Source organism: Streptacidiphilus jiangxiensis, from assembly GCF_900109465.1.
In the GTDB taxonomy this organism is placed as follows: Bacteria; Actinomycetota; Actinomycetes; order Streptomycetales; family Streptomycetaceae; genus Streptacidiphilus; species Streptacidiphilus jiangxiensis.
The window spans coordinates 127,653-141,391 of record NZ_FOAZ01000005.1; the positions used below are offsets into that span (position 1 = coordinate 127,653).

The following is a 13,739-nucleotide window of genomic DNA, read 5'->3' on the forward strand; positions in this document are numbered from 1 at the left end:
CCGGACGAGCGACCCAATGGAGGCGAGCACCATGCAGGCCGTGCAGGCACTGGCGGCGTCCCACCCGGGATACTTCCGCGCCTACTCCGTCGTCGGCCTGATGGCGCTGATCGGGGTCCTCTTCGTCGGTACGGCCTTCACCGCCAACCGGCTGCTGCGGCCCTTCGCGCCCACGCCGGAGAAGCTGCTCGCCTACGAGTGCGGGGTGGACCCGGTGGGGGAGGGCTGGGCCCAGACCCAGATCCGCTACTACGTCTACGCCTTCCTGTACGTGATCTTCGCGGTCGACGCGATCTACCTGTTCCCGTGGGCGACGGTCTTCTCCGCGCCCGGCTTCGGGGCGGGGACGCTGGTGGAGATGGGCGTCTTCATCGGCTTCCTCGCGGTCGGTCTGCTCTACGCCTGGAAGAAGGGTGTCCTGGAATGGTCGTGAACCTCGGAACCCCGGACCCCTCGCGTCCCGGTGCTCTCGAAGTCCGCAAGCTCGGCCCGCTGGCCCGGATGGCACCCGACCCGATCAAGGTCGTGCTGAACTGGGGCCGCCGGTACAGCCTGTGGTGCTTCAACTTCGGCCTGGCCTGCTGCGCGATCGAGTTCATCGCCGCGTCCATGGCGAAGCACGACTTCATCCGGCTCGGTGTCATCCCCTTCGCGCCCGGACCGCGGCAGGCGGACCTGATGATCGTGTCCGGCACGGTGACGGACAAGATGGCCCCGGCCGTCAAGCGTCTGTACGAGCAGATGCCGGAGCCCAAGTACGTCATCTCCTTCGGTGCCTGCTCCAACTCCGGCGGCCCCTACTGGGACTCCTACTCGGTGACCAAGGGCGTCGACCAGATCATCCCCGTCGACGTCTACGTCCCCGGCTGCCCGCCGCGGCCGGAGGCGCTGCTGCAGGGCATCCTCAAGCTCCAGGAGAAGATCGCGCGCGAGTCGCTGCCGGCGCAGTACGCGGCGCCGGCGCCCGCCGCCGTGCTCTCCCGCCCGCTCGTGCAGGCGCCCGCCGAGGGGGGTGACGCCTCGTGAACGCCGAGGACACCGCCGAGGAGACCGCCGCCGCGATCGGCCCGTGGGCCACGGCGAGCGAGGCGTACGCGCTGCTGACGGTCGACGTGCCCGCCGAGCACTGGATTGAGGCGCTCACCGCCTGCCGCGACGGCCTCGGCCTCGCCTACCTCGACTGGCTCTCCGCGGTGGACGAGCTGTCCGAGGGCTTCTCCGTCTCCGCGCACCTCGCCCACGCGGGCACCGCGGGCTCCGTCGTGCACCTGCTGCTGCGCACCCGCGTCCCGCGCGACGCCGCGAGCCTGCCGACGGCGACCGGCGTGTACGCGGGCGCGGCCTGGCACGAGCGCGAGACGCACGAGATGTTCGGCATCGCCTTCGAGGGCCACCCGCACCTGGTGCCGCTGCTGCTGCCCGACGGTTTCGAGGGCCACCCGCTGCGCAAGGAGTTCGTCCTGGCCGCGCGCGTGGCCAAGGCCTGGCCCGGCGCCAAGGAGCCGGGCGAGTCCGACCACGGCCCCGCGGAGGGCACCACGCGTCGCCGGATGCTGCCCCCGGGCGTCCCGGACCCGAACGAGTGGGGCCCCCTCAAGGGCACCCTGCCCCCGGCCCCGGAACGGCCCGCCCGCGGCGCCCGCGCCGCGGCCGCCGGCGGCCCGGCCGCGGACCGCCCCCGCCGCACCCGCTCCGTGGCAGCCGGCAGCGCGAGCCAGACCGCGGACGCGGCAGCCACCGCGGCGACACCGGACGCGGCCACCCCGGCGACGCCGGACGCGACTTCCCCGGTCACCCCGGCCCCATCGCCCGACATGCCATGGCAGACCCCGGACGCCGGCACAGCCCGCCCGCGCCGCTCCCGCTCGGTCTCCGCCGGCAGCGTCAGCCAGGCGCCCGAGCCGCCGTCCGAGGTCGCCGCGCCCACCGAGCCGACGCCTGAGGTTGCCGTGCCTGCCGCGCCGGAGGCGCGCGAGGCGGCCGAGCCGCCCGGCGAGCCCGAGGGCGCCGTGCGCGGCGCGCCCGCCGCGCCGACGCCTGAGGTTGCCGCGCCCGCTGCGCCGGAGGCGCGTGAGGCGGCCGAGCGGCCGGCCGAGTCGACGCCTGAGGTTGCCGCGCCCGCTGCGCCGGAGGCGCGTGAGGCGGCCAAGCCGTCCACCGAGCCGACAGCCGAGGTCGCCGTGCCCGCTGCGCCGGAGGCGCGTGAGGCGGCCGAGCCGCCCACCGAGCCGACGCCTGAGGTTGCCGCGCCCGCTGCGCCGGAGGCGCGTGAGGCGGCTGAGCCCGCGGAGGCCGGGGCGGCGTCGCCCCCCGCTGTGCCCGCCGCAGGCGGCAAGCCCGTCAGCACCGAACCTGCCGAACCCGCCGAACCCGCGGAACCCGCCGATGGCGGCGAAGGCGGCGAAGAGCCCGAGGAGGGCGCGTGACCACCACGCTCGACGCGCTGGTGCGCTGCATCGCCGTGCTCCTCGTGTTCCTCGTCCTCCCCCTCGTGATCGGGCAGACCGAGCACAAGGTGATGGCCCACATGCAGGGCCGCCTCGGCCCCATGTACGCGGGCGGATTCCACGGCTGGGCGCAGCTCGTCGCCGACGGGGTCAAGTTCGCGCAGAAGGAGGACGTCGTCCCCTCCGGCGCGGACCGGAAGATCTTCCAGCTCGCCCCCGCGGTGGCGCTGCTGCCGTACCTGCTCGCGCTCGTCGCCATCCCGCTCGGGCCGGGGGACCTGCTCGGGCAGGACCTCGACGCCGGGTTGTTCTTCGTCCTGGCCGTGATGGGCGTCGGCGTGCTCGGCTCGCTCATGGCCGGGTGGGCGTCGGCGAACAAGTTCTCGCTGCTCGGCGGTATCCGTACCGCCGCCCAGCTGATGGCGTACGAGCTGCCGATGCTGCTCGCCGCCGCGTCCGTCGCGATGGCCGCCGGCACCGTCTCGCTGACCGGCATCCTGGGGGCGTTCCACTGGTGGTGGGTGCCCTGGCAGATCGTCGGCGGGTTCGTCTTCTTCGTCTCGGGCCTCGCCGAGCTCCAGCGGCCGCCGTTCGACATGCCGGTGGCCGACTCCGAGATCATCTTCGGCGCCTACACCGAGTACACGGGACTGCGCTTCGCACTGTTCCTGCTCTCCGAGTACGCGGGCATCCTCGTCGTCTCCGCGCTGACCGCCGTGCTCTTCCTGGGCGGTTGGCACGGACCCATGGCCGACAGCCTCGGCTGGCTGTGGATGCTGCTGAAGACCTTCGCTCTCGCCTTCCTGGTGATCTGGATCCGCGTCACCTACCCGCGCCTGCGCGAGGACCAGCTGATGCGCTTTGCCTGGACCGTGCTCATCCCGCTCTCGCTCGCGCAGCTCGCGCTCACCGGCATCGTCAAGGTGGTGATCTCCTAAATGGCTCCGATCCCCGGCCGCGGCCTGGCCAAGGGCCTCGCGGTCACCCTGCGCACGATGACGAGGAAGACCGTCACCGCGCAGTACCCCGACGTGCAGCCGGAACTGCCGCCGCGTTCGCGCGGCGTCATCGCGCTGCTGGAGGAGAACTGCACGGTCTGCATGCTGTGCGCGCGCGAGTGCCCGGACTGGTGCATCTACATCGACTCCCACAAGGAGACGCTGCCCGCCGTCGAGCCGAACGCCCGCGCCCGCACCCGCAACGTGCTGGACCGCTTCGCGATCGACTTCTCGCTCTGCATGTACTGCGGCATCTGCATCGAGGTGTGCCCCTTCGACGCGCTGTTCTGGTCGCCGGAGTTCGAGTACGCGGAGGAGGACATCCAGGACCTCACCCACGAGCGCGACCGTCTGCGCGAGTGGATGTGGACCGTGCCCGCGCCGCCCGCGCTCGACCCGGCCGCCGAGGAGCCGAAGGAGATCGCCGCCGCCCGCAAGGCCGCCGACAAGGCTCACGCGGCGGCGCTAGCGGCCGCCGAGGAGCCGAAGGAGGAAGAGGCGTGAACCTGGCCGTCACCGCCCTGGACTCCACCCGCGGCTTCCTGTCGCCCTCCGGCGCCGAGATCGTCTTCGTGCTCGTCGGCCTCGCGGTGCTCGGCGCCGCGCTGCTGACCGTCACCACCAAGCAGCTCGTCCACGCCGCGCTCTGGCTGGTCGTCGCGCTCGGCGGGCTGGCGATCGAGTACCTGCTGCTCACGGCGGAGTTCATCGCCTGGGTGCAGGTGCTGATCTACGTCGGCGCGGTCGTGGTGCTGGTCCTGTTCGGGCTGATGCTGACGCGTGCGCCCATCGGGGTCTCGCCCGACGCAGACTCGGGCAACCGCTGGATCGCGCTCGGCGTGGCCCTCGCCGCCGCCGCGACGTTGGTGACCCTCGTCGTGGACGCCTTCCGCAGCACCTGGATCGACCTCGGCACCGTCGCGGGCAGCACCAAGGCCAACGGCGTCACCCTGTTCCGCTACTGGGTGCTGCCCTTCGAGGCCCTGTCGGTGCTGCTGCTCGCCGCGCTCGTCGGTGCGATCGTCCTCTCCCGGCGTGAGAAGAAGGAGCCCTGAGCGGGATGCATCTCGTCTTCCCGGCCGTGCTCGCGGCCCTGCTCTTCTGCGTCGGGCTCTACGGCGTGCTCGCACGCCGCAACGCCGTGCTGATGCTGATGTCCGTCGAGCTGATGCTCAACGCCGTCAACCTCAACCTCGTCGCCTTCGACGTCTGGCTGCGCGACACCCTGCACGCCGGTCAGGCGCTGACGCTGTTCACCATCACCGTGGCGGCCGCCGAGATCGGGCTGGGCCTCGCCATCGTCCTGCTGATCTTCCGCAACCGCGGCACCGCCGACATCGACAGGGTGGGCCGTCTCGCCGACGGCGACGAGAAGGCCGGCGTCGACGAGACCGAAGCGGAGACCACTGTCGGATGACCCTCACCCTCGCGATCCTCGTCCCGCTGCTGCCGTTCCTCGGCGCGCTCGCCGGCCTCGCCGCGGGCCGTCGCGCGCCCGGGCTGGTCCGGCCGCTGGCCGTGCTGCCGACCTTGGCCTCCGCCGTGCTCGCGGTGCTCGTCGCCGTCGACCTCGGCCCCGGGCACCGGCTGGACGCGTCCACCCAGCTGACGCCGACCGGCGGCCTGCCGATCACGCTCTCGCTGCACCTGGACGGCATCGCCGTGCTGCTGGCCGTGCTCGTCACGGTCGTGGCCGCCTGCGTGCAGATCTACTCCACCGCGTACCTGCGCGAGGACCCGCGCTACCCCTCCTACGCGGCGCTGGTCTCGCTGTTCACCGCCGCGATGCTGCTGGTCGTCTACTCCGGCGACCTGATCGTGCTGCTGGTCGGCTGGGAGGTCATGGGCGTCTGCTCGTACTTCCTGGTGGGTCACCACTGGGAGCGCCCGGACGCCCGGTCCGCCTCGATCAAGGCGTTCCTGGTCACCAAGCTCGGCGACGTCCCCTTCCTCTTCGGCATCTTCGTGCTGGCCGCCGACGCCGGGACGTTCCGCATCGACGGCATCCTCGCCGCGGCGAGGACCGGTCAGCTGCACCACGCGACGCTCGCCGCAATCCTGCTGCTGTGCGGCGTCGCCGGGAAGTCCGCGCAGTTCCCGCTGCACACCTGGCTCCCGGACGCGATGGCCGGCCCCACGCCGGTCTCCGCGCTGATCCACGCCGCCACCATGGTCGCCGCCGGCATCTACCTGGTGGCCCGGCTCGAGCCGGTCTTCCTGCGCTCCACCGCCGCACTGGTGGTGCTCGGGATCATGGCCGTGATCACCATGATCGGCTCGGCGCTGTGCGCACTCGCCCAGGACGACCTCAAGCGCGTCCTGGCCTACTCGACGGTCGGGCAGCTCGGCTACATGGCCGGGGCCCTCGCCGTCGGCGACCGCGACGCCGCGCTGTTCCACCTGATCACCCACGGTGCGTTCAAGGCGCTGCTCTTCCTTGCCGCGGGTGTGGTCATCCATGCCGCGCACACCAACTCGCTGACCGCGATGAGCCGCATGGACGGCCTGCGCCGCCGTGTCCCGGACGCCTACGCGACCATGGGCATCGGCCTGGCCGCGCTGGCGGGCATCCCGCCGTTCTCCGGTTTCTTCAGCAAGGACGCCGTCCTCACCGCCGCCGAGCACGCCGCCAACGGCGACGCGCTGACCGGCGGCCTCGGTCCGGCCGGGAACGTGCCGTGCTGGCTCGGCTGGACGGTGCTGATCGGCGGCCTGCTCACCGCACTGCTCACCGCCGCCTACGCCACCCGCCTGTGGCTGCTGGCCTTCTTCCCGCTGACGTCGGCGGCAGCCCAGGCGTCCGTCGCGCCGACCGCCGCGGCGGCGGCCGCCCTCGCCTCCGACGAGCCCGCCGGGCCCGTGGAAACGCCCGCGATGCGCGGCCCGCTGTGGCTGCTGGCCGTGCCGAGCCTCGGTCTCGGCCTCGTCGGCCTGTGGCCGCACGCGCTGCCGCAGTGGCTCGACGGCGTCTCGCTCACCCCCTCCAGCGTCACCTGGCCGATCGCCGTCGCTGTCGCGCTGCTCGGCGCCGGTGCCACCTGGCTGGCCTGGCGTCGCGCCGCCGCCCGCGTGCAGGCCGAGGCGGAGACCGACACCGCAGCCGCCGCCGACCCGGCGCCGCTGCTGCTCGGCCCGCTGCTCGGGCCCGCCCGCACCGGCTTCGGCGTCGACACCCTCTACGACCGTGTCTTCGTCCGGCCCGTCGTCGCGGCCGCGCGACTGGTCTCCTTCCTGGACCGCGAGGTCGTCGAGACCTACGTCAAGGGCGCCGCCGGCACCCCCGGCCTGATCGGCCGCGCCGTCCGCCGCGCCCAGAACGGCAACACCCAGGACTACCTGAGCGCGCTGGCCGCCGGGGTCGTCGTGCTGGCCGTGATCGTGGCGGTGGCGCAGTGACCGGACAGCTGAACCGTACGGAGGCGACCGCCCGATGACCGCCCTGCTCCTCGCCCTGCTCGCGCTGCCGTTGGCCGGTGGAGCCGCCACGCTGGTGCCGGCGCTCGGCGGGCGCCGCGCGCTCTGGCTCGGCGTCGCCGTCACCGGTGCGGACCTGGCCCTCGCGATCGCCCTGGCCGCCGGCTTCGACCTGCACCGCCCCGCCGCGATGCAGGCCGTCACCGACGTGGCCTGGATCCCCGCCCTGAACGTCCGCTTCCACCTCGGCGTCGACGGCATCTCGCTGCCGCTGCTGGTGCTGACCGCGCTGCTGACCTTCCTGTGCTCGATCTACTCGCTCCGGAAGCTCCCCGCGGGCGGCAGCGAGCGCGCCTGGACCGGCCTGCTGCTGCTCCTGGCGACCGGCATGCTGGCCACCTTCGCGGTGCTGGACCTGCTGCTGTTCTTCCTGGCGTTCGAGATCGTGCTGGTGCCGATGTACTTCCTCATCGCCCGGTGGGGCGGCGAGAACCGGGGCCCGGCAGCGTTCCGCTTCATCCTCTACACCCTGCTCGGCTCCGCTGTGATGCTGCTGGGCCTGCTGCTGCTCGGCCTCAAGGGCGGCACCTTCGACATGACCGCGCTGGCCGCCCACCACGGACTTGGCCTCTCCCGCGGCACCCAGGTGATCGTCGTCCTTGCCATCGGTCTCGGACTGGCCGTCAAGTCGCCGATGTGGCCGTTCCACAGCTGGCTCCCGGACGCCCACACCGCCGCGCCCACGGCCGGCTCCGTGCTGCTGGCGGGCGTGCTGCTGAAGATGGGCACCTACGGCTTCGTCCGGGTGCTGATCCCGAGCGCTCCGCTCGGCATGCACACCCTGGCCCCCTACCTGGGCGCCTTCGCCGTCGTCGGCATCCTCTACGGCTCACTCGCCTGCCTGGCGCTGGTCCGGCCCGGCGCCAAGGGCGACCTGAAGCGCCTGATCGCCTACTCGTCCGTCGGCCACATGGGCTTCGTGCTCCTCGGCATCGCGACGCTGACCGCCACCGGCATCAACGGCGCGCTCTTCGCCAACATCGGCCACGGCCTGATCACCGGCCTGCTCTTCTTCCTCGTCGGCGCCGTCAAGGACCGCTACGGCACCGCCGACCTCGACGCGCTCGCCGGGGCCGGCGCCGACAGCGGCGCCGCACTGTACGGGCGGCTGCCACGCCTGGGCGGGCTGCTGGCCTTCGCCGCCGTCGCCAGCCTCGGCCTGCCGGGCCTCGCCGGTTTCTGGGGCGAGCTGCTGGCGATGCTCGGCTCCTTCCAGCCGGCCGCCGGCCTCTCCCGGCCGACCTTCCTCACCCTGATGGCCCTGGCCGGGCTCGGCACCCTGCTGACCGCGGCCTACCTGCTCTCCGTCGTCCGCCGCGTCTGCATGGGCGACCCGGCGCTGGAGAGCCCGGCCACCGCCAAGGCCCCTGCCCTCCTCGACGTCCGCGGCTACGAGGCCGCCGCCTGGACCCCGCTGGTCGTCCTGACCGTCGTGGCCGGGCTCTGGCCGGCGCTGCTGCTCTCGCTGACCACCCCCGCCGTCAAGGCCCTGCTCGGAGGCAGCTGAGCCATGCTGACCGTCGCCGCTCCCTCCATGATCCAGTCCGTCGACTGGGTCGCGATCGCGCCGCCGCTGGTGCCCGCGGCCCTGGCGCTCGTCGTCCTCGTCGCCGACCTCTTCCTGCCGCCGCGGCACAAGCCGCTGCTCGGCTGGCTCTCCGTCGCCGGGCTCGTCGCCGCGCTGGCCCTGCTGTTGCCGCTGGTCGACAGCCCCCGCAGCACCTTCTGCCTCCCCGGCTCCGCCCACGTGCCGACGTCCTGCTCGTACGTGGCCGACCACTTCGCGCTCGCCTTCCAGCTGCTGGTGCTCGGCGGGGCACTGGTCGTGGCGCTGCTCTCGATCGTCTCCGTCGAGGAGGACCGCCTCCCCACGGGCGAGTTCTGGTTCCTGCTGCTCGCCGCCACCTGCGGCGCGGCCCTGCTGCCCGCCTGCCGTGACCTCGCCTCGCTCGTCGTCGCGCTGGAGGTCGCCTCGCTGCCCGCCTTCGCGCTCGTCGCGCTGCGCCGCGACGGCCGCGGCGGGGAGGCCGCGCTGAAGTTCTTCCTGTCCTCGGTGACGGCCACCGCCGTCACCCTGCTGGGCGTGAGCTTCGTCTACGCCGCCACCGGCAGCCTCTACCTGGACCGGATCGCCGCGGCCCTGCCGGGCGTCCCCGGGCAGCTCCAGCCGCTGACCGCCGTGGGGACCGTGCTCACCCTGGTCGGCTTCGCCTTCAAGACGGCGGCCGTGCCGTTCCACTTCTGGGTGCCCGACACCTACGCGGGCGCCCCGGTGCCCGTCGCCGGATACCTCTCCGTGGTCGGAAAGGCTGCCGGACTCTCCGGCCTCGCCGCAATCGCCGTGCTCGGTTTTCACTCCTACGGGCGAGACTGGGGTCTGGCCCTGGCGGTGCTCGCGGCGCTCACCATGACGGTCGGCAACGTCGGCGCCCTGCGCCAGCGCGGCGACGCCCCGCACAGCGCGGTGCGCCTGCTGGCCTGGTCCTCGGTCGCCCAAGCCGGTTACCTGCTGGCCCCGATCGCCGCGGCGGGCTGGGGCGCCAGCGCCGCCGCGATCGGCGCGACGGTCGCCTTCGCCCTCGTCTACGGCGTGGTCAACCTCGGTGCCTTCGCCGTGGTCACCTCGGCCGGCAGTCGCCTGGACGACTACCGCGGCCTGTTCTCCCGCCGCCCCGCCGCGGCCCTGGCGATGGCCTTCTTCCTGCTGAACCTGGCCGGCCTGCCGCCGGGCGTGATCGGCCTGTTCGGCAAGGTCGTGGTCTTCCGCGCGGTCGTCGACTCCGGGATGGGCTGGCTGGCCGTCATCATGGCCGTCAACGTCGTGATCGCCCTCTACTACTACCTGGTGTGGACGGCGAAGCTCTTCCAGGCCGCACCCGAGGCCGTCGCGGTGCGCCGCCCGGTCCCGGTCGCGCTCGTCGGCGCGCTGGCCCTGGCGGCGGCGCTCGGCGTGGTGCTGTCGGTGGACCCGCAGCTCGTCCTGCAGCTGGCGTCGGGCTCCCTGTTCGGGTAGCACCACCTCGACTTGCGCGCGGAGCCCGCACGGGTGAGAAGGGAACCAACGAATCCGTCTCACCCGTTGAAAACACCGAACGGGCTGTGAAAGACACCCCCCACGCACGTCTCGGAGGGCTTCCGTGCACCGCCAGCACAACGGTCTGAAGACGGCCGTACTCCTCGGCGCGATGTCCGCGCTGATCATCGTGATCGGCAGCTTCTGGGGCCGTACCGGCCTGGTCGTCGGGCTGCTCCTCGCGCTGGCGACGAACGGCTTCGCCTACTGGAACAGCGACAAGCTGGCGCTGCGTTCGATGCGGGCCCGCCCGGTCAGCGAGATCGAGGCGCCGGTGATGTACCGGATCGTGCGGGAGCTCTCCACCTCCGCGCGGCAGCCCATGCCGAGGCTCTACATCTCGCCCACCGACGCGCCCAACGCCTTCGCCACCGGCCGCAACCCGCGCAACGCGGCGGTCTGCTGCACCCAGGGCATCCTCAACATCCTCGACGAGCGCGAGCTGCGCGGCGTGCTCGGGCACGAGCTGTCCCACGTCTACAACCGGGACATCCTGATCTCCTCGGTGGCCGGCGCGCTCGCCTCGGTGGTGATGTTCCTGGTCAACTTCGCCTGGCTGATCCCGATCGGCCGCAGCGACGACGACGAGGGCCCGGGCCTGGTCGGGATGCTGCTGATCATGATCCTGGGGCCGCTCGCGGCGAGCATCATCCAACTGGCCGTCAGCCGCTCCCGTGAGTACCAGGCCGACGCCTCCGGCGCCCAGCTCACCGGCGACCCGCTCGCCCTGGCGAGCGCGCTGCGCAAGCTGGAGCGCGGCACCCAGATGCTGCCGCTGCCCGCCCGGCCGGAGCTGGAGACGACCAGCCACATGATGATCGCCAACCCGTTCCGGGCCGGCTCCGGCGGCGGGCTGGCCACCAAGCTGTTCTCCACCCACCCGCCGATGCCGGAGCGCATCGCCCGCCTGGAGCAGATGGCCGGCTACGACAGCGCCGCGGACCGGTCCTGACCCGGGGCCTCAGCCCAGGCCGAACCAGCCGAGGACCGTGTCGACCAGCAGGACCGTCGACATCGTGGCCACGCCCACGACCACGACCGTGGCGGCGATCCGGAAGCCGCGCTTGTTCGCGTGCTCGCCCAGCAGGCTGCGGCGGTTGGTCAGGATCAGCAGGTAGACCAGGACCACGGGGGTGATCAGGCCCTGCAGCACCTGGGTGCCGATCAGCAGCTGGATCACGTCGATCGGCGTCATCGCGACCACCGCGCCCAGCGCGATCTGCGCGGTGAACAGGGTGAGGAAGAACGGCGCGTCGCGGAACGAGCGGGAGACCGAGCGCTCCACTCCGGCCGCCTCGCCGATCGCGTAGCTCGCCGAGAGCGGCACCACCGCACCGGCCAGCGCGGAGGCGCCGATCAGGCCGAGCGCGAAGAGCAGCTCCGCGCTCTGCCCGGCGACGGGTTCCAGCGCCTTGGCGGCGTCCGCGGCCGAGTTCAGCGGACCGGTGCCGCCGATGGTGGTGGCGGTCGCGATGATGATCGTCAGGCTGATGCAGCAGGCGAAGACCGCGCCGATGATCGCGTCGGCGCGGATCAGGGGGTAGTCGATGGTGCGGGTGCCGCGGTCGACGACGCCGGAGGCGGCGTAGAACTGCATGTAGGGGCTGACGGTGGTGCCGATCAGGGCCACGGCCAGCAGGATGAAGTCCTTGTCGCCGCTCAGGTGCGGGATCGCCAGGTTCTTGCCGACGGTGCCCCAGTTCGGCTTGCCCATGATCATCGCGATCGGGTAGGCGAAGAAGACCAGCGACATCACCAGGAAGATCCGCTCGGCGTAGCGGTAGGAGCCGAACAGCACCAGCCCCCACAGCAGCAGCGCGGCAGGCGGGATGATCGCCCACTTCGGCACGCCCAGCAGCTCGAAGCCCGCGCCGATCCCGGCGAACTCGGAGACCACCAGGCCGGTGTTGGCCAGCAGCAGACAGCCGAGCGCCAGGCCGGTCGCCCGCAGGCTGAACTGCTCGCGGATCAGCGCGCCCAGCCCCTTGCCGGTGAAGGCGCCGAGCCGGACCGCCATCTCCTGCACCAGCACCAGGGCGACGGTGACCAGCACCATGAAGAAGAGCGTCCCGTAGACGTACTGCGAACCGGCGCTCGCATAGGTGGCGATCCCGGCCGCGTCGTTGCCGGCGTTCGCCGCGACCAGGCCCGGCCCGGCCACGCCCATCAGGGCCACCAGTCGGGCCCAGCGGTTCCAGCGGGTGATCCGGCCCAGCACCGGTATCCGGGCCAGCCGGCTCGCCGGCAGTGCGCCCACGCCTTCCGTGGCACCGGCGGCCTCGGCCCGGCTCCTGTCGGTCTCGACGGTCACTGCAGGAACCTCCGGAAGTGCAGGCGGCCCCGGGCGGGCAGCAGGTAGTCCAGGACGTCGTCGGCCAGGATCCGGCCCACGGGACGTCGTTCGTCGTCCACGACCAGGAGCGAGGACGCGCGCGAGGCGACCAGTCGCTCGGCCACCTCGCCGAGGCGGGCGGTGGCGGCCACCGCTTCGTCCCGGGTGAACTGGCTCAGCCAGTCCGCGACCTCGCCCATGGTGGTGCGGTCCTCGGCCACGGCCAGGTCGAACAGCGGGATGTCCGCCAGCAGCAGGCCGTCCTCGGTGACCAGCGCCACCGCGTCGATCTCGGTCCGGTGCTCGGCGGAGGTCGCCAGCTCGGCGCGGATCTCGCCGACGGTCTGCTCCCGGCGCGCGGTCACCAGCGTGGTCGTCATCGAGCCGCCCGCGGTGTCCTCCGGGTAGGCGAGCAGCTCGCGCAGCTGCGCCGCCTCGTCGTCGCCGATGTGGGTCAGCAGCTGCTCGCGCTCGTCGTGCTGGAGGTCGCGCAGGGCCTCGGCGGCCTCGTCCGGCTCCATCTCCTCGACGATCCGGGCGGCGCTCTCCGGCGGAGACTCGCGCAGCAGGTTCTCCAGCTCGGCGGGCTCCATCTCCTCCAGCGCGTCGGCGGCGTGGGCGGGGTCGAGCATGGCCAGCAGCTGCTGGCGCTCGGCGCGGCCGAGGTCCTCCAGCAGGTCGGCGAGCTCGGCGGGGCGCAGCCGGTGCAGCGCGGAGCGGGAGGCGTTCAGCTTCACCTCGGCCGGGCCGTCGGTGGCGTTCTCGGCGAAGGGGGCGACCGTCTGCCAGTCGACCACACGATCGGGTGTCGCTCGCGTCTGCCAGCGCTTCGGGCCGAGCCGCCGCAGGAGGGTGGGGAGGCTGACATCGACACCGACGAGCAGCACGCGGCCGCCCACGGGCGCCAGGTAGAGGTCGGCGGCGCGGTTCACCTGGACGCCGTCCACGTCGACCAGTTGGTGGTCCAGCACATCGCGCCCGAGCAGCACCTCGCCGGGGCGGCGGACGAACTCACTGAGATCCATCCGGGCGCTCTTGAGCTGCACCCGGTCGGCGTGGATCTGGCCGATGGCGGAGGCGGTCAGGAACGAGCGGCGGCGTCCGACGCGGACGACCAGACCGGTGACGGGCGGGTAGGGCTCGTTGCCGTACAGCCGCGCGACGACGTCGACGACGCGGCCGACCTCGTCGCCCACGGGGTTGAGCACGGGGCGTCCGGTCAGGCCGGCCAGGGAGACGAGCGCGTCCCGGACCGTCTTCGACGCGGTGGCCTGACGCACGAGCTGGACGCGACGGCCGCGCAGCTTGGCCGTGGTGCTCATCAGCAGCGCGGACGCGCCCGGTCCGGCGGCGGAGCCGGACGTGCGCGTGGTCGAGCGCGAGGTGGTGGAAGCCATGGCGGAGACACCCCCAGT

13 protein-coding genes are annotated in these 13,739 nt (G+C 72.9%); 11 read left to right on the forward strand and 2 right to left on the reverse strand.

Annotated features, from left to right (window positions below; translation table 11 throughout):
* Positions 1 to 16: 16 nt before the first annotated feature.
* From BMY61_RS11830 to htpX, 11 genes are all read left to right on the forward strand, one after another.
* The gene (locus BMY61_RS11830; RefSeq protein WP_244904208.1) at positions 17 to 433 is read left to right on the forward strand and encodes an NADH-quinone oxidoreductase subunit A; all 417 of its coding nucleotides are present in this window, start codon (positions 17 to 19) and stop codon (positions 431 to 433) included.
* Positions 424 to 1,026: an NADH-quinone oxidoreductase subunit B gene (locus tag BMY61_RS11835; protein WP_042461119.1), complete on the forward strand. Its 603-nt coding sequence runs from the start codon at positions 424 to 426 to the stop codon at positions 1,024 to 1,026. Before BMY61_RS11830 ends, BMY61_RS11835 begins: the two co-directional genes overlap by 10 nt.
* Positions 1,023 to 2,426, forward strand: a complete 1,404-nt coding sequence (locus BMY61_RS11840; protein WP_075003865.1) for an NADH-quinone oxidoreductase subunit C — start codon at positions 1,023 to 1,025, stop codon at positions 2,424 to 2,426. Before BMY61_RS11835 ends, BMY61_RS11840 begins: the two co-directional genes overlap by 4 nt.
* Positions 2,423 to 3,385 carry an NADH-quinone oxidoreductase subunit NuoH gene (gene nuoH, locus BMY61_RS11845; protein ID WP_042451672.1) on the forward strand — a complete coding sequence of 321 codons (963 nt, stop codon included), beginning with the start codon at positions 2,423 to 2,425 and terminating at the stop codon, positions 3,383 to 3,385. Before BMY61_RS11840 ends, nuoH begins: the two co-directional genes overlap by 4 nt.
* Positions 3,386 to 3,949 (forward strand): NuoI/complex I 23 kDa subunit family protein, encoded by a 564-nt coding sequence (locus tag BMY61_RS11850; protein WP_042451675.1) that lies wholly within the window; start codon positions 3,386 to 3,388, stop codon positions 3,947 to 3,949. It begins immediately after the preceding gene.
* The gene (locus tag BMY61_RS11855; protein WP_042451678.1) at positions 3,946 to 4,500 is read left to right on the forward strand and encodes an NADH-quinone oxidoreductase subunit J family protein; all 555 of its coding nucleotides are present in this window, start codon (positions 3,946 to 3,948) and stop codon (positions 4,498 to 4,500) included. The genes BMY61_RS11850 and BMY61_RS11855 overlap by 4 nt, the downstream gene beginning before the upstream one ends.
* A gap of 5 nt (positions 4,501 to 4,505) precedes the next feature.
* A complete protein-coding gene (gene nuoK, locus BMY61_RS11860; RefSeq protein WP_042451681.1) occupies positions 4,506 to 4,862 on the forward strand; it encodes an NADH-quinone oxidoreductase subunit NuoK in 357 nt (118 codons plus the stop codon).
* Positions 4,859 to 6,841 carry an NADH-quinone oxidoreductase subunit 5 family protein gene (locus BMY61_RS11865; RefSeq protein WP_042451683.1) on the forward strand — a complete coding sequence of 661 codons (1,983 nt, stop codon included), beginning with the start codon at positions 4,859 to 4,861 and terminating at the stop codon, positions 6,839 to 6,841. Before nuoK ends, BMY61_RS11865 begins: the two co-directional genes overlap by 4 nt.
* A 34-nt stretch (positions 6,842 to 6,875) precedes the next feature.
* Positions 6,876 to 8,426, forward strand: coding sequence for a complex I subunit 4 family protein (locus BMY61_RS11870; RefSeq protein WP_042451685.1), 1,551 nt, complete (start codon positions 6,876 to 6,878; stop codon positions 8,424 to 8,426).
* A 3-nt stretch (positions 8,427 to 8,429) separates the two neighbouring features.
* Complete coding sequence (locus tag BMY61_RS11875) at positions 8,430 to 9,932, forward strand: NADH-quinone oxidoreductase subunit N (RefSeq protein WP_042451687.1); 1,503 nt, start codon at positions 8,430 to 8,432, stop codon at positions 9,930 to 9,932.
* 124 nt (positions 9,933 to 10,056) lie between these two features.
* A complete protein-coding gene (gene htpX / locus BMY61_RS11880; protein WP_042451689.1) occupies positions 10,057 to 10,944 on the forward strand; it encodes a zinc metalloprotease HtpX in 888 nt (295 codons plus the stop codon).
* A 9-nt stretch (positions 10,945 to 10,953) separates the two neighbouring features.
* On the opposite strand, the gene BMY61_RS11885 is transcribed toward htpX, so the two are convergent.
* Both BMY61_RS11885 and BMY61_RS11890 read right to left on the reverse strand, forming a co-directional pair.
* A complete protein-coding gene (locus BMY61_RS11885) occupies positions 10,954 to 12,303 on the reverse strand; it encodes an NRAMP family divalent metal transporter (RefSeq protein ID WP_236656194.1) in 1,350 nt (449 codons plus the stop codon).
* The gene (locus BMY61_RS11890; protein WP_082015242.1) at positions 12,300 to 13,721 is read right to left on the reverse strand and encodes a magnesium transporter MgtE N-terminal domain-containing protein; all 1,422 of its coding nucleotides are present in this window, start codon (positions 13,719 to 13,721) and stop codon (positions 12,300 to 12,302) included. Before BMY61_RS11890 ends, BMY61_RS11885 begins: the two co-directional genes overlap by 4 nt.
* Between the last annotated feature and the right edge of the window lie 18 nt (positions 13,722 to 13,739).

Coding starts and splice junctions, on each gene's coding strand:
- nuoK (WP_042451681.1), top strand. CDS start 4,506: ATGCATCTCGTCTTCCCGGCCGTGCTCGCGGCCCTGCTCTTCTGCGTC.
- BMY61_RS11850 (WP_042451675.1), top strand. CDS start 3,386: ATGGCTCCGATCCCCGGCCGCGGCCTGGCCAAGGGCCTCGCGGTCACC.
- BMY61_RS11890 (WP_082015242.1), bottom strand. CDS start 13,721: ATGGCTTCCACCACCTCGCGCTCGACCACGCGCACGTCCGGCTCCGCC.
- BMY61_RS11875 (WP_042451687.1), top strand. CDS start 8,430: ATGCTGACCGTCGCCGCTCCCTCCATGATCCAGTCCGTCGACTGGGTC.
- BMY61_RS11835 (WP_042461119.1), top strand. CDS start 424: ATGGTCGTGAACCTCGGAACCCCGGACCCCTCGCGTCCCGGTGCTCTC.
- BMY61_RS11870 (WP_042451685.1), top strand. CDS start 6,876: ATGACCGCCCTGCTCCTCGCCCTGCTCGCGCTGCCGTTGGCCGGTGGA.
- BMY61_RS11865 (WP_042451683.1), top strand. CDS start 4,859: ATGACCCTCACCCTCGCGATCCTCGTCCCGCTGCTGCCGTTCCTCGGC.
- BMY61_RS11830 (WP_244904208.1), top strand. CDS start 17: ATGGAGGCGAGCACCATGCAGGCCGTGCAGGCACTGGCGGCGTCCCAC.